The sequence below is a fragment of the Streptococcus infantis genome (genome assembly GCF_047465525.1).
Taxonomy (GTDB): domain Bacteria; phylum Bacillota; class Bacilli; order Lactobacillales; family Streptococcaceae; genus Streptococcus; species Streptococcus infantis_R.
This window is the reverse complement of the sequence record NZ_JASGZS010000008.1, coordinates 50,740-66,790: the sequence shown is the minus strand read 5'-3', so window position 1 is coordinate 66,790 and position 16,051 is coordinate 50,740. Positions and strand designations below refer to the sequence as shown.

Sequence of the window (16,051 nt, the reverse complement as noted above, 5' to 3'; positions counted from 1 at the left end):
ATAACAATGTGTTCACCACATGATTACCTAAATTGTAAGGATGAGCGTGCCCCAGGTCAAGCCTCCACCGAAGCCTGATAGCAGAACAGTTTGGCTACCATCTAAATGGATAAGACCTTGTTCCACACACTCTGAAAGTAAAATCGGGATACTTGCTGCACTGGTATTGCCATATTCCATCATATTGGCTGGAAGTTTGTCTCGGTCGACACCGATTTTTCTAGCCATTTTATCCAAAATACGGTCATTAGCCTGATGAAGTAGCAGATAATCCAAGTCTGTCGCCTCTATAGGAGATTCATCAATAGTCTGCTTGATAGACTTGGCTACATCCCGAATGGCAAAATCAAAGACTGCGCGTCCATCCATCTTCAAAAATGAATCTGCACTTTCTTGATCTGAAAATGGAGAATGCAAGCCTGAATGTCCATAGGTTAGACACTCGCTGCGACTCCCATCACTATTGAGACTCTCAGCCAAGAAATGCTCTTGCTCGCTAGCTTCTAGCAAAACACCACCAGCACCATCTCCAAACAAAACAGCTGTTGATCGGTCCGACCAATCGACTGCTTTAGAGAGGGTTTCACTGCCAATCACCAAGCCTTTTTGAAAGCGACCAGAAGCGATAAACTTTTCAGCAGTTGAAAGAGCAAATACAAATCCACTACAAGCAGCTGTTAAGTCAAAAGCAAATGCCTTATTAGCACCAATATTAGCTTGGACACGAGCAGCCGTAGAGGGCATCATCGAATCTGGAGTGATAGTGGCTAGGATGATAAAATCCAACTCCTCTCCTGTGATTCCAGCTTTTGTCATCAGTTTCTTAGCAACCTCTGTAGCCAAATCACTAGTAGATTCTGTTCTTGAAATATGCCTTTGTCGTATTCCCGTCCGACTTGAAATCCACTCATCATTGGTATCCATAATCTGAGCTAAATCATGATTTGTAACCACTTGCTCTGGCACATAATGAGCAACCTGGCTTATTTTCGCAAAAGCCATTATTTCAAATCCTCCAAAAATTGATAAAGATTGGTCAAACCTTTACTCATGACATCCATTTCCTCTGGGCTCATGCCTTCGATGATCCTTTCGACCATGGCCTTGTGAAAACGTCTATGGAGCCGATGTACCAAGCGACCTTTCTTTGTCAAATGCAGATGTACTACACGACGATCCTGATCTGATCGCAAGCGCTCGATATAACCTTTTCGTTCCAAGTTGTTCAAGCTAGTTGTCACGGTTCCTAGAGTTACCATCAACTCTTTGGACACTTGACTTGGAGTCACATCTGGAAACTTGCCAATCACATCGATCGTGTGCATTTCCTTGATTGAGATATCCTTGAAACGACTACCTCTCAAACTCACTTCCTCAATCACAAGGACGTTATTAAAAATAGATGTTAAATAGTCATTGATCCGTTGGTAGTCCAATTTTCTTCCCTCCCTCATCAAAAAAGTTTAACTATCAAAACATTTGACAAAAAAAGTATATCAAACTTCAAAGAATTGCGCAAGTATTTTATTATTTCCCCATAAATTTTGGACGTCTTCTTTCAGAATGTGCACGAACACCTTCCTTAAAATCTTCAGTATAAGATAGAGTTTCCTGTAGCTTCAATTCCAATTTGGCATATTCATGCCACTGCTTAAACTCACTCTCCCAAACCAATTCCTTAATGACCGCATAAGAGTTAGAAGAGCCCCGTCTCAACTTCTTCAATAGTTGCTCTCTTGTCTTTTCTAATTGATCACTAGCACAAAGACGGTAGACAACTCCAGCTTCCAGTGCTTTTTCTGCTGTGAAAGCTTCACCCGTCATAGCTAATTGCGTTGCCCGAATCGCACCCAGTGATCGTGTCAGCAAGAATAAACCACCCGCGTCTGGAGCCAAGCCCACACCTACAAAGGCCTGAATAAATTTAGCCCTGTCAGAAGCAATACAGAAATCAACTGCCAAAGCCATATTAGCCGCTGCCCCAGCAACTGCTCCATCCACCTCCATAATGACTGGTTTAGGAATTTGTTTAATCTTATAGGAAATCGTATTTACCAACTCCGCGATTTGTGTGAGGGAGGAAATATCATCCTTTTCAACAGCACGTTTCATTTCTACTAGATCGCCCCCAACAGAGAAGACTTTGCCGGCAGCATTAATGAGAACAAACGAAACCGAAGCATCTTTTTCAGCCAATTCCAATGCTTCTAGAATTTCTTGACACATAGGAATATGAAAACCATTGGCCACCTCAGGACGATTCAGAGTTATCATCGCTAGATTGTCTTGAACTTGATAGAGAATATGATCCATAGCCACTCCTTTTACATTACAACGATGTTTAAATTATTTTATTTTCAAATTATATCTTTTTCCAGCTTATTAGACAAGAGAAAAATCGACCGAAAGTGTATCGGCCGATTTTAAAAACTTAGTTTGGTCTCTAAAAATACAGGAAAACCAGTACTTGTATCATCCATGAAGTCATAAATGACTTCAAGCATCCGCCCTCCTTCTCTTTGATAGAGTTGTTCTTGATTGGAGCCTTTATGGTAGAATTCTCCTGAAACCATGTAAAAAACACGATTTGGATCTTCAAGGTAGGCAAAAAGATTTCCTGTAAAAGGAGCTTCCTTATCCCCGTCCTTGGTGACCAGACTTGTAGCTAAGAGTTTCGTGATTCCTCTAAATTGTCCACTTTCATCTGTTCGACAATAAAACTTGATTCTAACTTCATAGTTAGGATTGACGATAATCTTTTCAGAGAGAATTCGATAGGTCCTTGCCTTACTATCTGACAAGCCGATAGATAAGATAATTTTAGCCCTCTCAACTGAAATTTGACGTTCCTGAGCATATTCTATCGCTAATTCTTCTCCGGTCAAACGACCACTGGGAAGAGGTTGAGAACTTGCTCCGATATTTGTAGGAATCATCACGAAGGTAAGGACTAGTAGTATTAAACAAAACACTCTTTTAATCATCTTTCCCAACTCCTTTCATCAGAAGAGTCTTTCCCCCTACACCTTTATTATAAGCTTTCCTGATGAGACATTCAAACAATTATATAGGAAATTTTCCAGATTGAAAAAAGCCCCTCTTTCTGCTATAATCGTATAAAATACTTACTTTAGGAGTTCTTATGAAGGTTGTTAAATTTGGTGGAAGCTCGCTTGCCTCTGCTAGTCAGTTAGAAAAAGTTTTAAATATTGTCAAAAGTGACCCAGAACGTCGTTTTGTGGTTGTATCTGCCCCTGGTAAACGTAATTCTGAAGATACTAAGGTTACAGATGCCTTGATTAAATACTACCGCGACTATGTAGCTGGAAATGACATTAGCAAAAGCCAAAACTGGATTATTGATCGCTATGCTGCTATGGTTAGCGAATTAGGTCTTAAACCAGCCGTTTTAGATAAAATTTCAAAAAGCATCCGTGCTCTTGCAACTCTTCCAATTGAAGATAATAAGTTTCTCTATGATACCTTTCTAGCAGCTGGAGAAAATAACAATGCCAAGTTGATTGCAGCCTACTTTAACCAAAATGGCTTGGAAGCGCGTTATGTTCATCCTAGAGAAGCTGGTATCGTTGTGACAAGCGAACCTGGAAATGCACGTATCATCCCATCAAGTTACGATAAAATCGAGGAATTGACAAATTCAACTGAAGTCCTCGTTATTCCTGGTTTCTTTGGCGTAACTAAGGAAGATCACATCTGTACCTTCTCCCGTGGGGGATCCGATATTACTGGTTCTATCATCGCCGCAGGTGTTAAGGCTGACCTCTATGAAAACTTTACTGATGTAGATGGAATCTTTGCTGCCCATCCTGGTATCATCCACAAGCCACACTCTATTCCTGAGTTAACCTACCGTGAGATGCGTGAATTGGCCTATGCTGGATTCTCTGTACTACACGATGAAGCACTTCTACCAGCCTACCGTGGGAAAATTCCTCTTGTCATTAAAAATACCAACAATCCAGACCACCCAGGTACTCGCATTGTGCTACAACATAGCAGCGACAAATTCCCAGTTGTTGGGATCGCTGGTGATTCTGGCTTTGTCAGCATCAATATGTCCAAGTATCTGATGAACCGCGAAATCGGTTTTGGTCGTAAAGTTCTTCAGATTCTTGAGGACCTTAATATTGGTTGGGAACACATGCCAACTGGTATCGATGACCTGTCTATCATCTTACGTTCACGAGAATTGACTCCGATCAAGGAAGAAGAAATCCTTCGTCAATTAGTACAAAAAGCAGAGGTAGACCACGCTGAAATCGAACACGACCTCTCTATCATTATGATTGTTGGGGAAAAAATGAAGCGTCATATCGGGGTAACTGCTACAGCCACTCGTGCCTTATCTGAGAACAACATCAACATCCAAATGATGTCACAAGGCTCTAGTGAAGTTTCTATCATGTTTGTTGTCCATAAAGACCAAGAAAAAGCCGCCCTTAAAGCTCTCTACCAAGCATTTTTCGGTGAAAATAAGGAAGACTAAACATGGCACAATCCCTCAACAAGGTCGTCGACTTGCAAACAACTGGAACTTCCTATCTCTCCATTACAGGAAAGGTTGGAAAATTTCTGGTTGGAGATCATGCGCTAGAATTTTACGCAGATCGTAATGTCGAGGACTATATTCAAATCCCATGGTCCAGCGTTAACCAAATCGGAGCCAATGTTTCAGGCCGCAAGGTTAGTCGTCATTTTGAAATCTTTACAGATCAAGGAAAATTTCTCTTTGCCTCAAAAGACTCTGGAAAAATTCTTAAAATAGCTCGTGAAAAACTGGGAAATGACAAGGTAGTCAAACTGCCTACCTTAGTCCAAATCATTGGTCGAAAAATTAAAAATCTATTTGCAAAAAAATAAAAAGTTTAGTATAATCATAGAAACGGATAAGTAGGTTACTTCCTTCTTTCAGAAAGTCTGCGGGTGCTGCGAGCAGATAGAAGATTTAATTGAAATTCTACCGTTGTTTTAAATCAAATACAGAATCAAGTGCACACCTGTGAAGTTGGATGGAACCGTGGCCCTGCCACTCCAACGCTTTGTCAGGTGTGCTTTTTTCATAAAGGAGTTTATATGTTAGATATCAAACGTATTCGTACAGACTTTGATGCTGTCGCAGAAAAACTAGCTACACGTGGTGTAGATGCTGCTATCTTGAATGAGATGAAAGAAATTGATGCCAAACGTCGTGACATCTTGGTTAAGGTTGAAACCCTCAAAGCTGAACGTAACACAGTTTCTGCTGAGATTGCACAAGCTAAACGTAACAAGGAAAATGCAGACGACAAGATTGCTGCCATGCAAACCCTATCTGCCGAGGTAAAAGCTCTTGATGCTGAATTGGCAGAAATCGATGCTAAATTGACAGAATTTACCACAACTCTTCCAAACATCCCAGCTGATAGCGTGCCTATCGGTGCAGACGAAGACGATAACGTAGAAGTTCGCCGTTGGGGAACTCCTCGCGAGTTCGACTTTGAACCAAAAGCTCACTGGGATTTAGGTGAAGATCTTGGTATTCTTGACTGGGAACGTGGTGGAAAGGTAACTGGAGCGCGCTTCCTCTTCTATAAAGGACTTGGGGCTCGTTTGGAACGTGCTATCTACAACTTCATGTTGGATGAGCATGGAAAAGAAGGTTACACTGAAGTCATCACACCTTACATGGTTAACCATGATTCTATGTTCGGTACAGGACAATATCCAAAATTCAAAGAAGATACATTTGAATTGAAAGATACGAACTACGTCCTCATTCCGACAGCTGAAGTTCCTCTGACCAACTACTACCGTGATGAAATTCTTGATGGAAAAGACTTGCCAATCTACTTTACTGCTATGAGCCCATCATTCCGTTCTGAAGCTGGTTCAGCTGGTCGTGATACTCGTGGTTTGATTCGTTTGCACCAATTCCACAAGGTAGAAATGGTGAAATTTTCCAAACCTGAAGAGTCATACGAAGAACTAGAAAAGATGACAGCCAACGCTGAAAACATCCTTCAAAAACTCAACCTTCCATATCGCGTAGTTGCTCTTTCTACAGGAGACATGGGCTTCTCAGCTGCTAAGACTTATGACTTGGAAGTATGGATCCCTGCGCAAAATACCTACCGTGAAATCTCAAGCTGTTCAAATACAGAAGATTTCCAAGCTCGTCGTGCCCAAATCCGTTACCGTGATGAAGCCGATGGTAAGGTTAAACTTCTTCATACTTTGAATGGTTCTGGACTTGCTGTTGGACGTACAGTCGCTGCTATCCTTGAAAACTATCAAAACGAAGATGGTTCTGTGACCATTCCAGAAGTTCTTCGTCCATACATGGATGGAGCTGAAGTTATCAAACCATAATTAAATAAATGTAAAAAGAGGAGGCTGAGCTTCCTCTTTTTGAGTAATTCAAAAGAAACAGGTAGAAAATTCTCATTTCTACCTGTTTTTTAATTTCTTAGTAGCCACCCATCATAGATGGATCCATAGCTGGCGCTGGTGCAGCGGGTTCTGGTTTGTTAGCTACGACTGCTTCTGTCGTTAGAATCAAACTTGCTACTGAAGCTGCGTTCTGAAGGGCTGAACGACTAACCTTAACAGGATCGATAATTCCTGCTTCAATCATGTTGACCCATTCACCTGTTGCAGCATTGAAGCCTGTTCCAAGCTCTGCATTTTTCAAACGATCAATAACAATTGAACCTTCATAACCTGCATTGTAGGCAATTTGACGAACTGGCTCTTCTAAAGCACGAAGAACAATATTGCGACCTGTTGCTTCATCGCCTTCTAATTCCAAGGCAGCGACAGCTGAGATAACATTAACAAGGGCAGTACCACCACCTGCAACGATGCCTTCTTCAACAGCTGCACGAGTCGCGTTAAGAGCATCTTCGATACGGAGTTTCATTTCCTTCAACTCAGTTTCAGTTGCAGCACCAACCTTGATAACAGCTACTCCACCTGACAATTTAGCCAAGCGTTCTTGAAGTTTTTCACGGTCGAATTCTGAAGTTGTTGTTTCAATTTGTGACTTGATGACAGCCACACGGTTAGCGATGGCTTCAGGATTTCCTGCACCTTCGACAATAACTGTGCTATCTTTATCAACAGACACTTTAGCTGCTTGACCTAAAGCTTCGATGGTAGCATCTTTCAACTCAAGACCAAGGTCTTCGGTAATAACAGTTCCACCTGTCAAAATCGCAATATCTTCCAACATCGCTTTACGACGGTCACCGAAACCAGGAGCCTTAACAGCAACTACGTTGAAAGTTCCACGAATCTTGTTCAAGACAAGAGTTGGTAGAGCTTCTCCATCAACATCGTCTGCAATAATCAAGAGCGGACGGCTACTTTGAAGAATGCTTTCTAGAAGTGGCAAGATTTCTTGGATATTTGAAATTTTCTTGTCAGTAATTAAAATATATGGATTTTCAAGGTCTGCAACCATTTTTTCATTATCAGTAACCATGTACTGAGATAGATAACCACGGTCAAACTGCATTCCTTCTACAACTTCAAGCTCTGTTTCCATACCACGTGATTCTTCAATAGTGATAACACCATCTTTACCAACTTTTTCCATGGCTTCAGAGATGTACTCACCAACTTTTTCAGAACGAGATGATACAGCAGCGACCTGCGCAATCGCTTCTTTGTTAGCAACAGGAATGGCATTGTTCTTCAAGGCTTCCACAGCAGTTGCAACCGCTGCTTCAATCCCTCGGCGGATACCAATTGGGTTTGCACCAGCAGTAACGTTTTTGATTCCTTCTCGAACGATTGCTTGGGTCAAGACAGTTGCAGTAGTTGTTCCGTCACCAGCGATATCATTGGTTTTAGAAGCCACTTCTGACACCAATTTGGCACCCATATTTTCAAAATGGTCTTCTAGTTCGATTTCTTTAGCGATGGTTACACCGTCATTGGTAATCAATGGTGAGCCGAATGATTTTTCAAGAACGACGTTACGGCCTTTAGGCCCCAAGGTTACTTTAACTGTATCAGCTAGGATATCAACACCACGTACCATAGCTGAACGTGCATCAGATGAAAATTTAATCTCTTTTGACATACTTACTTCCTCCTCTTATTCTTCAACGATTGCTAAGATGTTAGCTTCACCAACGATGACATATTTTTCGTCACCATCTTTGACCTCGATACCTGCATGAGCTTCAACCAAAACCTGATCTCCAACTTTTACACTTGGGGCAACTAGTTCACCACTCAAGGTGCGAACACCTTGTCCAGTAGCCACTACTGTAGCTGTTTTTGTTTTTTCTTGGGCTGATCCTGCAAGGACAAAGCCTCCGACTGTTTGTTCTTTCTCTTCAATTTTCAAGACCACACGGTCCCCTAATGGTTTCAACATCTGTTTTCCTCCATAACATAATCATATTGTTAGCACTCTTTACGAACGAGTGCTAAACCATAGTTCTATTGTATCACTTAGTCAGAAATAGTCAAGAAAAAAACACCTCAAAATGAATGAGATGTTCCTTAAAGATCACTTTAGAATTATTAACTTTCGATTAAAATCATCGACGACTTTTTGGAGATTGATCCGTCCTCGATAGATACCATATCCAAAAACCACCATTCCCAATATTCCAACCAAGGCAAGTAAAATTCCGAAAATTAAGATTGGGAGGAAGCTTTTATGAAAGAGATAAATCAAGACCATACCTATACTGGCAATGATAAAGAGTAAGCTAAACCAACGGCCAAGATTTTCAAGCATGTGGCGTTGATACTTAATTTCTATTTCATATCCATTAACAAGTTCTTGTTTTGTAACCATGAGGATTCTCCTGACAAAAATTGAGAATGAAGGGCAAGAGAAGGAGGTTAGTCTACTTCATTCTCAAAATTTTCTACTAGTAAATATGTGCTTTTCTTGAGCTTAGTAATTAAGATGTGGGTCAAAGATACCTAGAGCAACACCGACCAAAGCGACAACAACTAGAAGCAACATAACTTTGTTTGGTGAAACTTTTTTCTTAGACATTAACCACCAGCAAATAGTGATGAAAGTTGCTGTCAAGAGACCTGGATAAACACCATCAATCTTTTCTTGGATATTTAAGAAGACTTTTCCTTCAGAATTCTCGAATTGAAGGGCTGTTGTAACAGATACCCAAGTTGCTGCTACCGCACCGATAACCATACCGCCGACAACGCTGATTGCTTTACGAAGTGCTTGTCCTTTTGGTCCTACTAGGAATTCAACGGCTTTATCCCCTAATTGATACCCTTTGAAGAAGGCAAAGCGCATACCAAAGTATACTAAGAGGTTCCATACGACGATGTAGAAGATAGCACCAGAGACGTTACCACCTTTAGAAAGACCAAGTGCAATCCCTAAAAGGACTGGAATCAAGGTACCAACGACTAAAGAGTCACCAATACCAGCGATTGGGCCCATTAAACCGGCACGCATTCCATTGATAGTTTCACCATCTACAGCATCTCCGTTTGCACGCGCTTCTTCCAAACCAGCCGTAATCCCTACAACGAGAGAGCCAAGTTGTGGTTCAGTATTGAAGAAGGCAGTATAGGTTTGCATAGCATCCTTTTGTTCTTCTTTTGTATCATACATTTCTTCTACGATTGGAAGCATAGAAGTCAAGTACCCAAAGGTTTGCATGTGTTCTTGAGAGAAACAAGTCAAATGGCCATAATACCAATGATGAAATGCTTTTGCTAATGTTTTCTTTGAAATTTTCTTTCTATCAGCCATTTTAAATATCCTCCTCATCATCGTCTACGTACACCACTCCAGCCGGAGCTGCTTTCATAGATTTGATTACTTCAAGTTCATAGTAGATTACTGCAAAGATCAATGAAACAACCGCACTCGCTACCAAGTTCAAGCCGAGAGATTTAGCCAAGGTAAATCCAACAAAGAATGGAATGAAGTCAGTTGCTTTTGTAACAATTTGTTTCAACAAGATAGCAATACCGACACATGGGAGAAGGGCTCCAACTGTAAAGAGGGCTTTCATCCAGAAACCATCCATAGGAAGGTAAAGTTTCATCAAATCAACCATGTTTTCACCATATTTGGTGATAATCATAGTTGGAAGGAAAGAGAAGAGGAAGTGAGAGATCCAAGGATAAACCCAGTCAACTGCGTAGAGTTTTTTGAAGTTTCCTTCTTCAACGGCTTTCCAACCAATGTGTTGCCAAAGCAAGTTCATTGTAGCTGTACCGTAGAAAAGAACAGTACCGATTGTCCCAACGGCTGCACCGATTGGGGCTGCAGCTGCTGCAATTCCAGCTTCGTCTGTGATGTGATTTGCATGCACAAACAAGATAGCAAGAGGAACACCGATATAAGAGATTGCACGAACATCAGCAGATACGGTTCCACCAGGTGTTACCAAGGCGATATAAACGACTTGAAGGGCAACCCCGACCATAATACCGGTTGTCACATCTCCAAGAATTAAACCTGAGATCAACCCACCGATCAAGGGACGACCGAGTGTATAGTTCCCGATACTGGAACCTCCCATACCAGGCATTGAAGACAAGCTGGCGAAAACTGCAAGCAAGATTGCTTGAATCCATGAAATTGTCATAACAAACGCTCCTTTTGTTTGTAAATTTATTTACCTAACTAATAAAACTGTTAGGTTTAAAAACCAAATTTAGATTTGAAATCATCCCAGTAACCAATTGAAACATCCGGCAACAATTGGAATTTCACCTTATATCCTGCTGCTTGAATAGCCTGAAAGGCTTCTGCTTCTTCCTGGGTGATGGATTGGTTATTGCCCAATTTCACTGCACCAGGTCTATCATTTGCAGGGCCAACGATGATTTCTCTGACATCACCTGGGACAAAACCTTGATCCACCAAAATTTCCTTCATATCGATTGGGTTTTTGGTAATCAAGAAGTACCGACTGTCAGATTCCGTTACTTTTGCTGACTTTTCTTTAAAGGCTTCTTTTGTCCATACAAAGGTTTTCTTGTCTGATGCGCCTTTGTAAGCTTGGATCAAAACCTTGTTTGATGCTGCTGCATCGTTTACGGCAATCAAACCATCACATGGTTTTTCTTTTGCCCAGCGTGTGACTGTTTGACCGTGAATCATGCGGTCATCAATCCGTACAAATGTTACTACCATAAGGTACCTCCCTATTAAATATCGTCATCATCTTCTTCAGCACTAGTGGCTGAAACTTCAAAAGGTTGTAGTGCAGATTGTGCTTCTGATAAGATAGTTGCTGACAAATCGTCTCCATCCAACACATCCTTCATCACAACTGCTGTCAGGGCCATGGTCAGGTTCATCCCACCAAGAATCAAAGCTCCATCTAGCTTTCCAGCTTCTTCTAGGACAGTGGCTGCCGTGGTTAATGGACTACCACCTACAATGTCTGCCAAGACCAGCACAGAATCATCTGCTGTCAATTCTGAAATGCTCTCTCTAAAATCAACTGCAAATTCATCGACTGATTTTCCTTCTTTAAGTCCAACTGCGATGACCTGATTCATCTTGTCACCAGCAAACATAGCTAGCGATGTTTTTAGTCCTTCTGCCAATCCACCATGACTGACTAAAATGAGATATTTCATTTTGCTACACCTCCTTTATTTGACTCTATTGTAGAATATTTGGAAGCGCTTTTACATTGTCAAATGTCACATGATAAACATGACATTTAGCAACAAAAAAATGACATCTGTCACTTGACACAATGTCATCTTATTTTTCTTTAAACTCCTACCTGAAGACTACTTTCAATTTCCCTCTGAATTTGAGGCAAGCGGTTCTCGACATCTTGATCGCGCAAAGCATTGCCAATCAAGTAGTCCAGCTTTTCCAACATTTCTTTTGAGACATTCTTGGGACTACTTTCAACAGCTTGTTCCATGATACGATTCAAGGTCTGATTGGTCAAGGAATCCGTGCCAAAATCATCTACCTGTAGAAGATCTTTACTAGATTGACTTTGGACCACCTGTGGCATAACGGAAATCCCTTGAGATTGAGCAAAGAGGAGTTGTTGAATTTCTGGATCTTCTGTCAACAATTGCATCAATTCCCAAGCTAACTTGGAATGAGGAGTCCGAGCAGACATGGCAAAAGAAGTCGTCGTAACCAAAGTCGCCTTGGTAGTTTTTGACTTAGCAGGCATAGGGATACAGGTCCAGGTGAAGTTTGAATATTTTGAAACATGGTAAGGATAAGGTTTATAGGTTCTATATTGAGCCAAAGTCATGGGATAAAAAGCGACTTTCCCCTGGTCAAAATCTTTGGAACTCACCTTATAGTTCTTATTCAACTCTTCCAATTTTTGTAAAAAAGTCAATGATTCTTTGACTTCTGAAGCCGTAAGCTTGAGCATCCCTCCTTGAAAAAGACTACCCCCATTTGCTGCCAAAGCTTCTTTCCATGTATATTCTGTACTCCCAAACTGATCCAATTGACCATCTCCATTGGTATCTTTGGTTAGTTTTTTACAAATTGTATAGAACTCTTCCAAGCTCCAACCTTCCTTGGGAACCTCAATGCCTTCTTTATCCAGCAAATCTTTATTGACACACATCAAAATAGGATTACTTTCATAAGGTAATGCATAGGATTGCCCCTGATAGACACCTGATTCAAATGCAACAGGATAAAAAGCAGCTTGGTCTTCTTGATTCATATAGCCATTTAACTTTTCTAGAACGCCACGCGCCGCCAATAAAGACAGATCTTGCTCAGAGACCATAAACACATCCGGCGTCTTTCCTGAAACAATCTTTTCTGAGAGCCAGTCTGAATAATCCGACTGTGGAATCCCATTTTCATATTCCACACGGACATTAGGATGGGACTTTTCAAATTTTTGAATCGCAAGATCCAAAGCATGGGAGCGTTGACTGGTCGGAACATCCCAACTAGATCCTGCATAAACTCCTATATGGAGCACGATCGGTTGTTGTTTCCACCAATAAAAACCAGTACTCACAGAGACCACAAAAAGGAGAACGATTCCCCAACAAAGATGCTTTCGGTTTAATTTCATTCCGTATTTCCTTTTGAAAAATCGCGTCTAGTCACTCCTGTTTGAACTGACCAAATTGCTAATTGCGTTCGATCTCTTAGGTTTAATTTCGCCAAAATCGTTGATAAGTAATTGCGCACAGTTCCTTCTGACAAGAAAAGTTTGGCAGCAATTTCTTTGTTTGACTCGCCATAGCCGACTTCTTGAATAATTCGCCATTCTGTCGTGCTCAAATCCTTGACGTTGTCCTCATCCACAGCAATAGAGAAATTCGATTTGGCCATTTGAGAGAAGATCTGAAAGACCTTACTTGCGATATTGGGATTGATCATAGCTCCACCTTGATGCACCACCTTAATAGCCTCATAGAGCTCTTCTGTAGAGGCTCCCTTTAAGAGATATCCTGAAGCACCATACTTGAGTGCACTATAGATAAATTCATCATCGTCAAAAGTTGTTAAAATAATAATTTTGATATCCGGATAGTGTTCTTTTACTTCTTTTGTAGCCAAAACCCCATCCATGCCTGGCATCCGAATATCCATCAGGATCAGATCAGGATGCGTCTGTGGAATACTGGACAAGACATGATTCCCATCTTCCACTGTAGCTACTACTTCGATGTCGGAGTGAGCCGACAAAATAATTTTCAAAGATTCTCGAATCAAGGCTTGGTCATCTGCCACCATTACTTTAATCACCATATCTTATCTCCCTTCTTTATATTTTGGTAAACTGACACGTGTGAAAAATCCATCGCGACTTTCAAATTGAAGCTGGCCTCCTAGAATTGAAATACGCTCCATCATCTGTTTGAGTCCATAACCATAAGTTAAGGTTTCAAACCCAACTCCATTATCTTGCAAAGCGATCAAATAATTCTCTTTATCCTCAAAAAAATGGAGTTTTAGTTGGCTGGCGTGACCGTGGCGAACCGCATTGGTCATAGACTCTTGTATGACACGAAAGATCGTATCTTCAATCATGACATCCATATCGACATCTACCCATTCATAGTTTAGATCAACTTGTAAGTTGGAAAGAATTTGATACTCGCGGATGGTCTTTTCTAAAGCATCTTTGAGAGTTCGTCCCTCAAGGGCTCCCGGACGAAGACGATTAAGAGAACCTCTCACATCTTGGATTCCTTCACGAACCACTTCTGATACGTTTTTCACCTGCTCTTTTGCCCGATTTGGATCGATATCAATCAAGACCCCAACAGCATCTAAACCTGCTGAGATGCCTGTTAGTGCGTGCCCCAAAGTATCATGAATCTCACGAGCAATCCGCTTACGCTCCCGATCCTCTGCAATCTTCTCAGACAAGGCCATATAATTGTTCAACTCCGTATTAACCTTGGACACCATAGCCAATTCTTCCTCTACTTCGTGGTTTTCCGCAAGGACGTTCATAATATAAAACAAAAGTGAAATAATGAAGAGTACCATATTCGAGGCATAAAGGGAATTCTTTAAGAAAAAGGCCAGAATGCGGATAGATTCAGGATAAAAATGAATATAGACATCTAAGGACGGAATCGGGAAGAAAAGCGAAAAGACATCTGAATTTGTCACAAGGAGCATCAAGAAACTCACTAGGATAAAGGCAAACCAATACTTCCGATCTCTCTTGGTATTCAACTCTTTGGAACCATAGAAGATATCCGCAAAAACCAAGAGAATGAGCCCGTTATAAGCTACATTTTGAACCCACATCAGAAGCAGCATCAGGAGAATCTCCAGAATATTCCTCTTATCAAAAATAGACCATCGACTCGTTTGAGGCAGATATCGACTCATCGATATCAAAGCAATCCCAGCAAACAAAACTGCAGACAACCAAAAAGTCGTAGATGGAGCAAAGGGAATACGCTCTAGACGCTCTAATAATAGAGAGGCTTGGCGTTGAGCTATGATATAGTTGGTTGCTTGAAGATAGATGATACTGTTTAGCATAACAGCGATAAAATTGACGACCATAAGAATGGCCAAACTGTATCGAACACCTCTAAACTTTCTCATTACTGCCACCCATTCACATCAAACTGATCAATGTTTTCCTTTGTCATCATTTCAACTGGAATGCTCACCTCTTTGGTATAGCTCTTCCCTTCAGCAATATCTTGAATGACCTCCATCACGCGGTCTCCCATCTTCAAAGGAGACTGAGCAACGGTCCCCACAACATCATCCGTCGAGTGCAACAAAGATTTCATATCTGGTGAACCATCTATTCCATAAATCGCAATGGGGTAAGTTATTCTTTGCTCCTTAATTGCAGCCAGAGCTCCTATAGCTGAGCGATCATTTAAGGCAACTAAGGTATCAATTTCAACCCCTGATTGTAAAAAATTCTGGACAGCCGGCATGGCGATTCCCGTTTGCCCCTTGGTTTCCAGTTCCGATACAATCTGATAAGAACTGTGCCCCTCAATAGTGTCTTTAAACCCCTGAATCCGCGTATCTGCTGAAACAGTCCCCTTATGTTCCAAAAGGAGGACCCGAGCACTAGAAGAACGTTTCATCAACTCTTTAGCAATCAATACTCCCGCTTGGTAGTTATCGGATACAATACTTGCATCTGGCTTAAAATTCTTCAGTTGGGTATCGACCGCAATGATTTTAATTCCTTGTTTTCTAGCTTTTTCAAGAGCAGTTAAAATTGACTGGCTATCCCCCTTGACCGGATTGATCACTATCATATCAACTTTTTGAGCACAAAAATCATCAATCTGTTGGCTCTGTCTTTCTTCGTCCAATTCTGGATCTCGGACGTAAACAAGAGCTCCTCTTTCATCGGCAATTCGACTAATTTCCGAATGAATACTTTTATAGAACCCATTGTTCATGGTCATATAGGTGACACCAATTTTAGTCTGATTCTTGATGCCACTTGTTTGACAACGGCCGAAAAGCCATAAGAGAACACAGACCACTGGAATCAGCAGTAATAGACGCTTTATCAGCCATTTCAACAATTCTATTTTCTCTTTATTTTTCTTCAAATTTCATTCCTTTTCTGAAAATTTT

General features: G+C 41.1%; 18 protein-coding genes. 3 read left to right on the top strand and 15 right to left on the bottom strand.

The window, feature by feature from the left end:
* Nucleotides 1–27 precede the first annotated feature (27 nt).
* The 4 genes from QM374_RS04365 to QM374_RS04350 all read right to left on the bottom strand — a co-directional run bounded on the left by QM374_RS04365 (nucleotide 28) and on the right by QM374_RS04350 (nucleotide 2,936).
* Nucleotides 28–1,002 carry a beta-ketoacyl-ACP synthase III gene (locus QM374_RS04365; RefSeq protein ID WP_414310981.1) on the bottom strand — a complete coding sequence of 325 codons (975 nt, stop codon included), beginning with the start codon at nucleotides 1,000–1,002 and terminating at the stop codon, nucleotides 28–30.
* Entirely contained in the window at nucleotides 1,002–1,436 is a 435-nt protein-coding gene (locus QM374_RS04360) for a MarR family winged helix-turn-helix transcriptional regulator (RefSeq protein WP_075232026.1), read from the bottom strand. Before QM374_RS04360 ends, QM374_RS04365 begins: the two co-directional genes overlap by 1 nt.
* Nucleotides 1,437–1,527: 91 nt before the next feature.
* Nucleotides 1,528–2,313 (bottom strand): enoyl-CoA hydratase, encoded by a 786-nt coding sequence (locus QM374_RS04355; protein ID WP_414310980.1) that lies wholly within the window; start codon nucleotides 2,311–2,313, stop codon nucleotides 1,528–1,530.
* Nucleotides 2,314–2,423: 110 nt separating this feature from the next.
* Nucleotides 2,424–2,936 carry a hypothetical protein gene (locus tag QM374_RS04350; RefSeq protein ID WP_414310979.1) on the bottom strand — a complete coding sequence of 171 codons (513 nt, stop codon included), beginning with the start codon at nucleotides 2,934–2,936 and terminating at the stop codon, nucleotides 2,424–2,426.
* Nucleotides 2,937–3,142: 206 nt separating this feature from the next.
* Between QM374_RS04350 and QM374_RS04345 the strand changes: the two genes are divergently transcribed.
* The 3 genes from QM374_RS04345 to serS all read left to right on the top strand — a co-directional run bounded on the left by QM374_RS04345 (nucleotide 3,143) and on the right by serS (nucleotide 6,369).
* Nucleotides 3,143–4,507: an aspartate kinase gene (locus QM374_RS04345; RefSeq protein ID WP_414310978.1), complete on the top strand. Its 1,365-nt coding sequence runs from the start codon at nucleotides 3,143–3,145 to the stop codon at nucleotides 4,505–4,507.
* A gap of 2 nt (nucleotides 4,508–4,509) precedes the next feature.
* Nucleotides 4,510–4,881, top strand: coding sequence for a DUF956 family protein (locus tag QM374_RS04340; protein ID WP_371559048.1), 372 nt, complete (start codon nucleotides 4,510–4,512; stop codon nucleotides 4,879–4,881).
* A 213-nt stretch (nucleotides 4,882–5,094) separates the two neighbouring features.
* Nucleotides 5,095–6,369 carry a serine--tRNA ligase gene (serS, locus tag QM374_RS04335; protein ID WP_371559049.1) on the top strand — a complete coding sequence of 425 codons (1,275 nt, stop codon included), beginning with the start codon at nucleotides 5,095–5,097 and terminating at the stop codon, nucleotides 6,367–6,369.
* Nucleotides 6,370–6,466: 97 nt separating this feature from the next.
* Here the strand turns inward: serS and groL are convergent, their stop codons facing one another.
* The 11 genes from groL to QM374_RS04280 form a co-directional block, all read right to left on the bottom strand.
* Nucleotides 6,467–8,086: a chaperonin GroEL gene (groL, locus tag QM374_RS04330; protein ID WP_061862700.1), complete on the bottom strand. Its 1,620-nt coding sequence runs from the start codon at nucleotides 8,084–8,086 to the stop codon at nucleotides 6,467–6,469.
* A gap of 15 nt (nucleotides 8,087–8,101) precedes the next feature.
* Nucleotides 8,102–8,386: a co-chaperone GroES gene (groES, locus tag QM374_RS04325; RefSeq protein ID WP_301559770.1), complete on the bottom strand. Its 285-nt coding sequence runs from the start codon at nucleotides 8,384–8,386 to the stop codon at nucleotides 8,102–8,104.
* A gap of 135 nt (nucleotides 8,387–8,521) precedes the next feature.
* Nucleotides 8,522–8,815, bottom strand: coding sequence for a DUF202 domain-containing protein (locus QM374_RS04320; protein WP_414310977.1), 294 nt, complete (start codon nucleotides 8,813–8,815; stop codon nucleotides 8,522–8,524).
* A gap of 102 nt (nucleotides 8,816–8,917) precedes the next feature.
* Nucleotides 8,918–9,772: a PTS system mannose/fructose/sorbose family transporter subunit IID gene (locus QM374_RS04315; protein ID WP_414310976.1), complete on the bottom strand. Its 855-nt coding sequence runs from the start codon at nucleotides 9,770–9,772 to the stop codon at nucleotides 8,918–8,920.
* Nucleotides 9,756–10,598, bottom strand: a complete 843-nt coding sequence (locus tag QM374_RS04310; RefSeq protein WP_006151610.1) for a PTS mannose/fructose/sorbose/N-acetylgalactosamine transporter subunit IIC — start codon at nucleotides 10,596–10,598, stop codon at nucleotides 9,756–9,758. Before QM374_RS04310 ends, QM374_RS04315 begins: the two co-directional genes overlap by 17 nt.
* Nucleotides 10,599–10,654: 56 nt before the next feature.
* On the bottom strand, nucleotides 10,655–11,149 hold the full coding sequence (locus QM374_RS04305; protein ID WP_070460178.1) for a PTS system mannose/fructose/N-acetylgalactosamine-transporter subunit IIB: 495 nt from the start codon (nucleotides 11,147–11,149) through the stop codon (nucleotides 10,655–10,657).
* Nucleotides 11,150–11,163: 14 nt separating this feature from the next.
* On the bottom strand, nucleotides 11,164–11,601 hold the full coding sequence (locus tag QM374_RS04300) for a PTS sugar transporter subunit IIA (protein WP_371620534.1): 438 nt from the start codon (nucleotides 11,599–11,601) through the stop codon (nucleotides 11,164–11,166).
* Nucleotides 11,602–11,741: 140 nt separating this feature from the next.
* Nucleotides 11,742–13,040: an ABC transporter substrate-binding protein gene (locus QM374_RS04295; protein WP_414310975.1), complete on the bottom strand. Its 1,299-nt coding sequence runs from the start codon at nucleotides 13,038–13,040 to the stop codon at nucleotides 11,742–11,744.
* A complete protein-coding gene (locus QM374_RS04290) occupies nucleotides 13,037–13,720 on the bottom strand; it encodes a response regulator transcription factor (protein ID WP_006147185.1) in 684 nt (227 codons plus the stop codon). Before QM374_RS04290 ends, QM374_RS04295 begins: the two co-directional genes overlap by 4 nt.
* A 6-nt stretch (nucleotides 13,721–13,726) precedes the next feature.
* Complete coding sequence (locus QM374_RS04285) at nucleotides 13,727–15,043, bottom strand: sensor histidine kinase (protein WP_001224944.1); 1,317 nt, start codon at nucleotides 15,041–15,043, stop codon at nucleotides 13,727–13,729.
* Nucleotides 15,043–16,026 (bottom strand): substrate-binding domain-containing protein, encoded by a 984-nt coding sequence (locus tag QM374_RS04280; RefSeq protein WP_414310974.1) that lies wholly within the window; start codon nucleotides 16,024–16,026, stop codon nucleotides 15,043–15,045. The genes QM374_RS04285 and QM374_RS04280 overlap by 1 nt, the downstream gene beginning before the upstream one ends.
* Between the last annotated feature and the right edge of the window lie 25 nt (nucleotides 16,027–16,051).